The organism is Chrysiogenes arsenatis DSM 11915, assembly GCF_000469585.1.
GTDB classification, from domain to species: domain Bacteria; phylum Chrysiogenota; class Chrysiogenetes; order Chrysiogenales; family Chrysiogenaceae; genus Chrysiogenes; species Chrysiogenes arsenatis.
The window spans coordinates 80,154-92,365 of the sequence record NZ_AWNK01000006.1; the positions used below are offsets into that span (position 1 = coordinate 80,154).

Genomic DNA, 12,212 nt, shown 5'->3' on the forward strand with positions numbered 1-12,212 from the left:
AGGCGGACTTTTATGTATTATTTTATCTTACAACCAGACGCAACAATTTTGGACTATCACACTGCCGAAACCGAAAATTTATATGTTCCGCCTGAGCAATTTCTTGGAAAAAAAATGGACGAATGCCTTCCAAGCTCTGTCAGCACAAGTTTCCGCAACGCCATGGCGCATCTTCGAACAGGCGAACCTATGGTTGAAGTCACCTACTCGCTGGAGATTCATGGAAAAATACGCCAATTTGCCTGCCAAATTTCAACTCTGAGACATTCAGGGAACGCCCTTGCCGCGGTAAGAGATATTACCGATAAGCAGCGAGTCCAGCAGATACGTGACCGCTATGAGCATTTATTTGAGAACTTCATGGAACACGCACCCTTCCCTGTCGTGATCTGGGACTTTGAACAACATGAACTTTTATATGCCAATGTCCCCGCTTACGATTGGCATACGAAGTATGCAAAAAAAGGGACTTCATCCACATTAACCTATGCCATCCGAGGCATACTCACTCCGGCAATTCTCGCCACTTTGCGCAGTGGAAAAAGCGTACAGAACCTTGAAATACACACCACCAGTACTGGAGGAGGATTACCTGAGTGGGTTTCGCTCTCTGCCTCGACGGTCTTATATGATGACGCCACCGTCGCGATGCTGCTCCTGCAGGACATTACTTCTTTACGTAATAATGCCATGCAACTGCAAGAGCGAATCAAAGAGATTAAATGCCTCTATCAGGTATTTCAGATCACAGACAATCAATCTGCTCCACTAGAAGAGGTGTTTCTGGCCGTAACAGACGTACTTGCCGCAGGTTTTCAGAATCCGGAAAAAATTTCTTCGAAAATCGAGTGGAAGGCACAGACATACTCCTGTCCAAATTACGAAGAAAGCCCCTTTCGCCTGACCGTTGAGGCATACACCCAGCAAAGCGAACAGATTCGTCTGACGGTGGTCTACCTCGGTGAACACGATGTATACGCTCCTCAGCCATTCTTGGATGAGGAGCGACAATTAGTGCAAACTGTCGTGCAGCGCTTGGCAGAAATCGTCGAACAGCGCCAAGCCGATAACAACCTAGCAGAGCATACGGCACTGGTGAGTGTCATGTTTGCTCAGACAACCGAATCGATACTCATACTCGACCCTGACAGTGGACGTATCACGCATTTTAACGAATCGGCACATACGAATCTGGGATACTCCCGCGAAGAATTTGCAACGCTTACCATAGCGGACATCGAAGCAAAATACTCTGCAACAAATATTGCTCAACACAATGCGCAAGTAAAATCCGGAAAAACGCTGGAAATAGAGGGGCAGCATCGCCATAAATCCGGTGCCGTATCCGATGTAGCCATTACTGTGCGGCCAATAGAAATGCGCGGGAAAACTTTTATCTCGTGCGTCTGGCATGACATCACCGTGATAAAACAACGAGAGAACGAACTGAAAGACCGTGGCAATCGTTTTCGGGCGTATAATGAAGTGCTCAGCACACTCCATTCCGCTATCTCGGTAACGCAAGGCTACTTTGACCGTTTTGTGAAAATAGTGACAGAAACCGTCGCTTTGGAACTTCACATCGACCGAGTATCAGTATGGGTATTCCGGAATAATTTTTTACAGAGCGAATGCATTGATCTTTTTCAGCGCCAAAATAATGCCCACTCGCCAGGGCCAATACTTGATATTGAGTACTTCGAAGAAGAGTTTGCGATCATACGCCGTGCACGTTATTTTTACACAACTGACCCATTAAACGATCCTCGTGCGGCAGGCTTTCGCGAAAACTACACTATCCCGAATGGAATTCGTTCCATTCTTGACTGCACCATCCGCATCGGCGAAGAGTGCCACGGAGTGGTGAGTTTTGAGATGACCACAACAGACCGTGCGTGGCATTCGGACGAAATATCTTTTGGTTGTCAGGTTGCCGATCAGGTCGGTATCGCCTTATTAAACGTAGAGCGACTGCAACATATCAAAGAGTTGACCCACTATCAATGTGACCTCGAAGCACTGGTGCAAAAGCGCACGGCAGAGTTGGAAATGGCAAATGAAGAGCAGGTGGCTATCTTCAACTCTGTTTCCGTCGGGATTATTATTGCGAAAAATAACATGATCCGCCGATGCAATTTGCGCGTTGAAGAGCTTCTGGGCTATACGCTGACTGAGTTGTGCCGTCAGAGCCTCCGCACCTTTTTTGAAAACGAACAGGCCTTTCTGGAAATCGACAATTCCTTTTCCCGTATGGGTTTCGGTGAAACTATCCGCGTGAGTACTTTACTGAGACGCCGGAGCGGAGAGCTTGTATGGGTACGTTTGAGCGGAACACACCTCAAATCAGACTTAGGACAACCGGAGCTGTTGCTTGTCATTGAAGACATTAGCGATGAGCAAAAATCGGCAGCATTGTTACAAAAAGCTAAAGAATCCGCTGAAAATGCAAGTCGTGCAAAAAGCGCATTTCTCGCAAACATGAGTCACGAAATTCGCACACCAATGAACGCTATTATCGGCATGTCATATCTGACATTGAAAACTGAATTGACACCACTACAGCGCGACTATGTAGCGAAAATTCACACCTCAGGAAACCACCTCTTGGATATCATTAACGATATCCTTGACCTTTCCCGTATTGAAGCAGGCAAATTAGTTGTTGAGCACACGCTGTGTCGCCTGATGGAAATTATAGAAAAACTCAGAGATATCATTCAAGACGCTACACAACGCAAAGGTCTGCAATTGACATTTGACATCGCAGATGATGTTCCATTGCATATCTGGAGCGACCCACTACGGATCGGTCAGATATTACTGAATTACATAAATAACGCCGTAAAATTCACGGAATCCGGCGAAATCATCGTGCGAGTTCACACAGAGTTGCCTCTTACAGACCAAGCAATTCTCCGCTTTGAGGTAACAGACACTGGCATCGGGCTAACTGAAGAACAACTTGGCACCTTGTTTCAGGAGTTTCAGCAAGCCGACTCTTCAATCACCCGTCGCTATGGAGGCACCGGCCTAGGACTTTCTATTTGCAAGCAACTGGCCGGACTTATGGGCGGTTCCGTTGGCGCAAGCAGCCAAGTTGGCATAGGAAGTACCTTTTGGTTCACTATTCGGGTTGGAGTAACGGAAGGATGCTGTCCTATTGAAACGTTGCCACATAACGAGCAACGAGCTTCAACAACCCTACGAGGGATACATGTATTGCTCGTTGAAGATAACTCTATCAACCAAGATGTTGCCTTTGGATTGCTCAGTGAAGCCGGTATTCTGGTTGATATTGCCGAAAATGGGCAAATCGCACTCGATATGCTTGCGCAAAGAGAGTACGACCTCGTGCTAATGGATATGCAAATGCCGGTAATGGATGGCGTCACTGCTACCACTGCTATCCGAAAAAACACGCAGTGGGATACCTTACCGGTTATAGCGATGACCGCGAACGCAATGCGCCAGGATCGCGATGCCTGCTTTGCCGCTGGGATGAACGATTTTATTGAGAAGCCAATAAACCCTGAAGTACTCATACAGGTGCTGCTGCGATGGGCCCCCTTACAGAAGGGAGTCGCGAATGAGCCGACGACCACTCCAATGGTACTGTCTCCATCGCCGAGGCCTTGTCGCCCCGACTTTTTGGATGCCTGCTCTCATAATGGAATTGATGTTGATGGTGCTCTCGCTCGATTATTAGGGAACAATGCAAGCTTGATAGCAATTTTCCGCCGCTTTGCCGCGGCTCATGCCAATACCTGCCAGGAACTACTTCCGCTGATTCGCTACCAGCGTTGGAGTGACGCGGAGCTGCTTGTTCATACACTAAAAGGTTCAGCCGGCAATATTGGTGCGAAAGCCCTGCAAGCCTCTGCCGCGCAAGTAGAAAAAAACATCAAAATGCGGGAGTCGGAAGACACTCTCTTGGAACAGATTCACAATATGGATGAAGTATTGCAACAGGTAGTTTCGACCCTGCAACATGCCATCGCCTGCTCGGATGCACAAACCGCCAGCGAACGTAGTGACAATGCAGCAGGCATAGATGAAGTGTGCCAAATGCTTTGCTCCCTGCTGCGTGAGGATCAACCGGAAGCCTTAGAGTATTTTGAATCACACCATCTACTTCTGGAATCGCACTTTGGCAATAAATTTGCTACTATCGCAAGATATATTCGTGCAATAAATTTTGAAGATGCGTTGGATATGCTTGAGGAGCACTTATGAACACACACGATTCGCCCGATACCTTTTCAGGCCTTGCTGCGACTCACGATGCTGCCGGTGATCGGGAGTCAGAATCGAATGTTGATATCTTCCCGTGGAATGATCAAATGAATACCGGTATCGACATCATCGATACGCAGCACCGCGCTTTGGTTGACATACTCAATCACATGACCAGCCATTTAATTTACCACACCGAAGTAATGGAGCTTGATCGCATCTTCGATGAACTCCGAGAATACATTACATTCCACTTTAAGACCGAAGAAGACATATGGGAAGAATGTATCGAAAACGATGAGTGGACTGTTGAGCATACGAAGGAACACCAGAGCTTTGTCCATGAGATAGATGCATTGGCACGGCATAAAGAACACAAACCATTTGACGTCATTATTGAAGATATTGTCATGTTCCTGACCAGATGGCTTGCCCTGCATATTATTGAGCTCGATAAGAGGATGGCGCTCACGTATTTTGCCATACGCGCTGGGCACTCGCGAGAAAAAGCCAAAACAATAGCCAATGAGCAAATGGCAGGCGCCACTCGGTCAATGATTACCGCTATTATGACAATGTACGATGCTTTGGCTATACGCACCGTTCATCTTGGTCGCGAAGCACACAAGCGCCGCGAAGCCGAGAATGAGTTACAACGCACCATCGACGAACTCGTGCTCGCAAAAGCAGCTGCTGAGGCATCAAGCATGTCCAAAAGTGCTTTTCTAGCAAACATGAGCCATGAAATCCGTACGCCAATGAACGTCATTATGGGCATGTCATACTTGATAATGAAAACGTCACTTACCCCGCTGCAGCACGACTATCTCACAAAAATTCAGTCGTCAAGCCAGCATCTGCTTTCTATAGTAAATAACATTCTCGACTACTCAAAAGTGGAATCAGGAAAACTACCGATTGAAAAATCATTCTTCCCCCTCAGTCAGCTTCTCAAGAACTGCTCTTTCTTTTTGCACGAACACGCCGAAGCAAAAAATCTAGCGTGTTCATTTGAGATCGCTCCCGACGTCCCCGAGATGATAGAAGGCGACCCACTTCGCATTGAGCAGATATTGTTAAACCTCATATCAAACGCCGTGAAATTCACCGAAGAAGGAGACATTCGGGTAACAGTCGTTCGAGTCAATCACTCCGAAGAAACTGCCTTGCTACGATTTGCCGTTCACGATACTGGAATTGGCATCAGTGCAGAGCAGCAGAAGTTGATTTTCCAGAGTTTCCAACAGGTAGATGCCACATCAACACGCAAATATGGCGGAAGTGGACTGGGGCTTGCTATTTGCAAAAAACTGGTCGGGTTAATGGGTGGAGATGCCGGTGTTTCCAGTGATCTGGGGAAAGGAAGCACCTTCTGGATCACTGTTCCCGTTGGCATCAACCATAGTGACAATTACTCTCCGCATCCCAAAACACTTGCTGAAGAGTGGCGGCGGATTGGTGGCGCGATGCTCCATGATACCGACACGGATACTGCGCAACCAGCCTTTCCGTTTGAGCGTCTGGCATCGATTACCGGAGCACATCTACTGTTGGTAGAAGACAATCCTGTCAATCAAGAGGTTGCCCTTGGCCTGCTGGCAGAAGCAAAAGTTCATGTCGATGTGGCAGAAAATGGGCAGATTGCCATCGAAATGCTGCGCCAGAAGCACTACGACCTCGTGTTCATGGACATGCAAATGCCGGTAATGGACGGCATTACGGCCACGTATGAAATTCGCCAGAATCCGCTTTGGACCGATTTGCCGATTATTGCGATGACCGCAAATTCGTTTCAACAGGATCGCGAGGCATGCATTGTTGCAGGAATGAATGACTTCCTCGGTAAACCCGTTGCACCCCATCTCCTCTGGGATGTGTTGCTAAAGTGGATAACACCGCGGACAAGCACTCCATATGCCGAGCCACCAACATATATAAAACCTCAAGTAGATGCCGTTTCCGAGAAAGATCTGGAGTCTTTGCATGGGATAGATGTTCGTGCAGCTCTTGCGCGGGTGCTCAACAACCGAGGACAGCTCGCGTCGATTCTCCGCTTATTCTTTACAACGCACCAGCAAACCGCAGCACAAATTCGCCAATTATTGAGTGATGGGCAATGGAACCAAGCGGAACTTTTGGCACACACGATCAAAGGAGCCGCTGGAAATATCGGAGCGACAGCCTTGCAGCAAGGCGCGTTACAGCTAGAGCAAGCTATCCGCAACCAAGAACCTTTCTTGACCGTAATATCGCTGTTACAACCTTTAGAAAACATGTTAAGCCGTCTCCTTCAGGAGTTGGCACATGTACTTGATATCGATCGTCCCACGCGACTATCGGCCTCTCCTCCAAGCAAAGAGCGTATTGCTCAGCTGTTGAACGAACTCGCACAGTTGTTGGAAAACGATCAGATTGAAGCGCTTGACCTGCTAGCGGAGCAGGGGGAAATACTAAGGGACATTTTCGGGGAAGAATTCCCGCTTTTTGCACAGCGGATAAAACATTTCGACTTTGAAGCCGCCGGGGATATGCTAGGCAACCATCGGCATCGTATTGACCAGAAAGCAAGACAGATAGGTGACAACCATGAGTGAAGCCATAGGCATAACTTCGCATCAGCATACCGTTTTGATCGTTGATGATTCTCCTGAAAACCTGATCATCGTCTCCGGCTTGCTGAAGCGTGAGTATAAAGTCAAAGTTGCAAATAGTGGTGCACGAGCATTGAAAATAGCATTTTCAGATACTCCACCCGACTTGATTCTACTTGATGTGATGATGCCGGAAATGGATGGCTATGAGGTGTGTCGACAATTGAAGCAGCACAAGCATGCGAAGCATATTCCCGTTATTTTCATCACTGCCAAAGGGGACGATGCTGACGAAGAATGTGGGCTTTCACTAGGCGCAGTTGACTATGTGACAAAGCCAGTGAATCCGCCGATAGTGTTGGCGCGAGTAAAGTCCCATCTCTTGTTAAAGTCAGCGACCGATGCACTGCGCGACCGTAATGAGTGCCTTGAGATGGAAGTACAGCGCCGCACAGAGGAAGTGGTCGCCATTCAGGATGTCACTATTTTTGCGTTTGCGTCTCTGGCAGAAACCCGGGATAACGATACTGGATATCATTTACGTCGCACTCAACTGTATGTAAAGACGTTGGCACAGAAATTACAGCAGAACCCCCGTTTTTGTGCCTTTCTGACCGATGAGAATATTGAACTACTTTTCAAGTCGGCACCATTGCACGACATCGGCAAAGTCGGCATACCCGACTCCATCCTCATGAAGCCCGGGCGATTGACAGCAGAGGAATTTGAAATAATGAAAACCCATGCCACCATAGGTCGTGATGCCATTGTTAATGCAGAAAATCATTTAGGTGCAAGTGTTGACTTCTTGTGTGTTGCCAAAGATATAGCCTACGGGCATCACGAAAAATGGGATGGCAGCGGGTACCCACTCGGGCTTACAGGTGACGAAATCCCGATTGCCGCACGTTTGATGGCGGTAGCAGATGTGTATGACGCGCTGGTGAATAAGCGGGTGTATCACGATGCGATGGAGCCGGAATTAGTGGCGCAGATGATTTACGAAGGTCGCGGAAAACATTTCGATCCAGATGTAGTTGATGCGTTCATGGATCTCAAAGAAACTTTTTTTGAGATAACACGGCAGTACCAATAACGTCATGACATGACGTTATTGGCGTGACGTTCGAAAATAAGTCGTTTTTCAGCAAGATGATACGTAATCACGACCCCATCCATAGCAAAGCGAATAGGAAAATTGTTCCCGTACATTGAGACAGTTGTCCCTTCGACCACCGCTCCCAGTTCAATTTTTCCATTTTTTTGGTCGAGAAAGTCAGTGTTTACTCTGCGCATGTAAGCAATACGCTCGGTAAGCTGTGATTCCAGTGCGACAGCGGCAGCATACTCCGGATTTTCCTGCAGTGAATTTGCCATTTGTTCCGTAGTCGCTTTCGGGTGATTTTTAAAATACACCGATTCATGGTTCTTGCGCCGCTGTCGCACAAGAGATTTCTCGAAAAACAGATGAGAGGTTTCCAGCTGATAACTATTGATAACACGGTGAGTGAAAATATGCGGCCCTATCGAGAGGCGAGTCGGGTTCGCTGGGCTTTCCAGAATTTCATCAATTTTGATCAGAGAAGAGGCGCGTATATTGCATGACTTTACATAGCGTATCTTGACCGATTTACAAACTATATCGCAGTTAAACGCTTTATCGAGAACGCTGAGCGCTCCGGTGATGATCCGAGTGTACTCAATCGCATTCGCCGTAAAGCTACGGGAAGCATTGATAGTGCCGTTGCACATACCGTCCACAACAACATTTTTACCTTGAATAGAGGCTCCACGATGGACATCACCGCGAATATGAACGTTTCCAGTTGTTACCACACTAAAACCTGACTCAATATTGCCTGAAATGTTGACATCACCAACAGAACGAATATTCCCCGTGGCCACGCCCACGTTGCCATCGACATTGAGTAGCGTTTTTACGGCAAGAATTTTATTCTCGTAACTATAAATCCCTTTAACTTTAGAGATAAAGTGTGTTCCTGAATCGCAATGAACACTTGAATCATCAAATTCCAGTTTTTCAATGTATCTTCCGGGAGTAGCAAGAAGTTCGCGACCAAAAACGTCGAGTCCATGTTCTCCTGCGGTAGGAAGATGGACAAGCGCCAGCAACGTACCCGCGTCAACCGTTTGAACGTAGCCCCGCTCTTTGTAGTCGATAGCACCATCTTCTTTTTCAGTTCCAGATCGCAAAGCATCGTGAAAGAAAAACTCCACACGTGAATCTTCGCCATGACGTGGCGGAATACCCATTGCAACAATTTCCTTAAACGGCTCGGCCCACGAACGGCTGAGTGCGGCTGATCGTAAGTGTTCAATGGTTTCTGTCTTAATAAAGCGAGGATGGACACCGTTATCGGCCAGAAAATTTTCTACTGTTTCATACAGCGCATCAGCCGAAATAGAGTGGAGTATCGAACGGGAAACTTCAATAATAGCAAAAAGGTTATCGTCCGAATAAATAACTTGCATGCTCATAAATTGCACCGCGAGAACGTTATTTTTCCATCGGTCATACGCACTTTGATCGGCCCAGCACTTGGCTTAAGTTCTATTGCCACGTCATCAATACGGCAAGCCACATCTTCATAAATACTCTTGGTTATCAGAATAGATGGATCCACAGCTATATTATGTAATTCGTTCATCTGATCCCGTAAACGCTCGTCTTGCTTCCTTAGCGCCGTATAGACTTCGAGTAGTTTTTTCAATTTCACTTTCTCGCTCGTATCAAGCGGGATACCCGCTTTTTGTTTGCGCGAAAAGATTGCCATAGATGCAGAAATTCGCGCTACATTCTCACGAACAGTTTCGCTGTCACGCGCAAGTGTGTGCAATGCTTCCCGATTCAACATTGTAACGTAACTGGTACAACCAAGAGCAGTCGGAAGTGGAGTCATAGTGCTGCCAGCACTCGCAACAATCAGGCGGTTTCCGGCCATTGCCGTTCCGCCAATAATAGAACCATTGATTTTCAGTGTGCCGGTACACATAACACTGGCGAAAGCCAGCACATCACCCTCTATTTCTAAATCGCCCTCACAGAAAAGAGAGGATTCTGCTTGGACAAACGACTCAACGTAAACGTTTCCGCTCAGATAGAGAATACCATGATCTTTTTCGACAACTTCGATTTCGTAACCACGAAGTGAGCGACGGATTGGACACGCTATGCCATTGTCTACCGCTATTTTCTGGTTATACCCCGTAGAAAGAAGCTGCGCAATCACCCGCTCATTGATTGGCGCGGTGCGAGGGAGGAAAAGGGTGGTGCCCTTGTAGATATCACGCGCCAAACGCATCTTCGGTTCTAACTGATCCGCCCACAGCAGTTTCATCAACAAAACTCAACTACATGCTTGCATTGTAACTTATTGCTATATATGGATATATTGAGGTTCACGCAGACCTTCCGCATAAGGGTGGCTCGTTTTGAGCAGATACATGGTCAACGATATGGCCAGAAAACGGCATGGAGGTAAAAATACTCTGATTACTTTGTAACTGCAAGGCATATTCCGTTTTCGCTCTACCAAAGATGAAACATTTTTTATCCGTGTAATTTACACAAACCAGAGGTACGCCTAAATTTATAAAAGAATTCAAAAACGAAAATCGGGCAAAACGTTCGCGCGCCTTGTGAAAAAATTATTCTAAAAAGTTGTTCTATTTCTTCCCCTTTTATTGTTGACATCACATTCGTTGTCGAAATAGTATACAGTATATGCAAACGAAGTAATATTCTCGTGGAATGGCTTTTAATGGTTGTTTCCGAGAAGCTTTAAAGATTATCAAGGAGGCACAATGTCAAGTTTGAAAGAAAGAGTCAGAGATAAGTCTCTGCACCACCTTTTCACCACGCCAGAAGCATGCGTTAAGTATTTCGAAGAGGCTGGCACGCGGAGTATGGATCTTGGATGGTCTGGATTTACCCCAGTTGGCTATCCTAAAGTGGTTCCTATTGCTATTGCGGAACATGTTGAAAGAAATAACCTGCAAGGCAAGTGGAAATTCAACCTTTTCATCGGCGCTTCAGTTGGTGCAGAAACAGAAGATCGTTGGGCTGGGCTTGACATTATCGACCGTCGCTGGCCATACCAAACCGGAAGCAATCTGAAAAATGCCATCAACTCTGGTAAAATTCGGATGGGTGACAAACACCTTTCTATGTTTGCTCAAGACCTAAAATATGGCTTCTATACGAAAGATCGCGGTGGTCGTTTAGATGTTGCCCTGATTGAAGCTTCGGCGATTACCGAAGACGGCCATATCGTTCTGGCCGGTTCAATTGGTGCCGCTCCTGAAATCATCGACATTGCGGATAAAATCATCGTTGAAATCAACACTGGTCTGCCATCATTTGAAGGCATGCACGACATCGTAACCACCGACCTCCCCCCATACCGCAAAATTATCCCGATTACTGACGTTCGTCAGCGCATTGGTACACCATATGTTATCACCGACAAGAGCAAAATCGTCGCTATCGTTGAATCAAAAATGCTCGACAACGGACGCGCCCTGAAAGGGACTGACGAACAGTCTCAGGCGATTGCCGACCACATTATGGATTTCTTCACTTCTGAAGTGAAGGCTGGCCGTCTACCGAAAAACCTCCTTCCACTACAATCAGGGGTGGGCAACATTGCAAACGCTGTAGTTGGTGGACTTACAAGTTCTCCATTCGAAGACCTCGTTGTGTACACCGAAGTTCTGCAGGACAGCTTCTTGCCGTTCATGGATTCTGGCAAGTGTAAATTCCTGAACGCAACGTCACTTTCCCTCTCGAACGAAGGATTCCAAGTTTGGTGGGAAAACTACGAGCGTTATAAGTCAATGGTTATACTTCGCCCACAACAGATTTCAAACAACCCCGAAGTTATCCGCCGCCTCGGCGTTATCGGCATGAACACGCCGGTTGAATTCGACATCTACGCTCACGTGAACTCAACCTGTGCCGGCGGAACCAAAATGCTCAACGGCATCGGCGGCTCTGGTGACTTTATCCGCAACACCTACCTCTCTATCATGCACTGCCCATCCGTTCGCCCATCGAAAACGGATGAGTTCGGTATTTCTGGTGTTGTGTGCAAAGCGCCTCACGTTGACCACACTGAGCACGATCTTGACGTCCTCGTAACCGACCAAGGCTTAGCTGACCTTCGTGGCCTTGCTCCAAAAGATCGCGCACGCGAAATCATCAAAAAATGTGCTCACCCTGCCTATAAAGATGCCCTCACGGATTACCTTGAGCGCTCTGAAAAAGCGACTGGCTACGACCACGAGCCACACATTTTGGCTGACGCGTACAAAATGCACATCAACCTTGCTGAAAAAGGGACCATGCGTCACTGGCTGTAATGTTCA

The 12,212-nt window shown here is 47.1% G+C and carries 6 protein-coding genes; 4 read left to right on the plus strand and 2 right to left on the minus strand.

What is annotated here, in order from left to right; translation table 11 throughout:
• Positions 1–12 precede the first annotated feature (12 nt).
• The 3 genes from P304_RS15990 to P304_RS0104355 are packed head-to-tail and all read left to right on the plus strand — an operon-like array spanning position 13 to position 7,920.
• Positions 13–4,233 (plus strand): PAS domain-containing protein, encoded by a 4,221-nt coding sequence (locus tag P304_RS15990; protein WP_051321399.1) that lies wholly within the window; start codon positions 13–15, stop codon positions 4,231–4,233.
• Positions 4,230–6,827: an ATP-binding protein gene (locus P304_RS15995; protein ID WP_051321400.1), complete on the plus strand. Its 2,598-nt coding sequence runs from the start codon at positions 4,230–4,232 to the stop codon at positions 6,825–6,827. The genes P304_RS15990 and P304_RS15995 overlap by 4 nt, the downstream gene beginning before the upstream one ends.
• Positions 6,820–7,920 carry a response regulator gene (locus P304_RS0104355; protein ID WP_034764154.1) on the plus strand — a complete coding sequence of 367 codons (1,101 nt, stop codon included), beginning with the start codon at positions 6,820–6,822 and terminating at the stop codon, positions 7,918–7,920. Before P304_RS15995 ends, P304_RS0104355 begins: the two co-directional genes overlap by 8 nt.
• Positions 7,921–7,922: 2 nt before the next feature.
• Here P304_RS0104355 and P304_RS0104360 read toward each other — a convergent pair whose 3' ends face one another.
• A complete protein-coding gene (locus tag P304_RS0104360) occupies positions 7,923–9,323 on the minus strand; it encodes a flagellar assembly protein A (RefSeq protein WP_027389547.1) in 1,401 nt (466 codons plus the stop codon).
• The gene (locus P304_RS0104365; protein WP_027389548.1) at positions 9,320–10,183 is read right to left on the minus strand and encodes a FapA family protein; all 864 of its coding nucleotides are present in this window, start codon (positions 10,181–10,183) and stop codon (positions 9,320–9,322) included. The genes P304_RS0104360 and P304_RS0104365 overlap by 4 nt, the downstream gene beginning before the upstream one ends.
• Positions 10,184–10,649: 466 nt before the next feature.
• Between P304_RS0104365 and scpC the strand changes: the two genes are divergently transcribed.
• On the plus strand, positions 10,650–12,206 hold the full coding sequence (gene scpC / locus P304_RS0104370) for a succinyl-CoA:acetate CoA-transferase ScpC (protein ID WP_027389549.1): 1,557 nt from the start codon (positions 10,650–10,652) through the stop codon (positions 12,204–12,206).
• Positions 12,207–12,212: the final 6 nt, after the last annotated feature.

Excerpts from the sequence above, each read along its gene's own strand:
- P304_RS15990 (WP_051321399.1), top strand. The coding sequence starts at position 13 with ATGTATTATTTTATCTTACAACCAGACGCAACAATTTTGGACTATCAC.
- P304_RS15995 (WP_051321400.1), top strand. The coding sequence starts at position 4,230 with ATGAACACACACGATTCGCCCGATACCTTTTCAGGCCTTGCTGCGACT.
- P304_RS0104355 (WP_034764154.1), top strand. The coding sequence starts at position 6,820 with ATGAGTGAAGCCATAGGCATAACTTCGCATCAGCATACCGTTTTGATC.
- P304_RS0104360 (WP_027389547.1), bottom strand. The coding sequence starts at position 9,323 with ATGAGCATGCAAGTTATTTATTCGGACGATAACCTTTTTGCTATTATT.
- P304_RS0104365 (WP_027389548.1), bottom strand. The coding sequence starts at position 10,183 with ATGAAACTGCTGTGGGCGGATCAGTTAGAACCGAAGATGCGTTTGGCG.
- scpC (WP_027389549.1), top strand. The coding sequence starts at position 10,650 with ATGTCAAGTTTGAAAGAAAGAGTCAGAGATAAGTCTCTGCACCACCTT.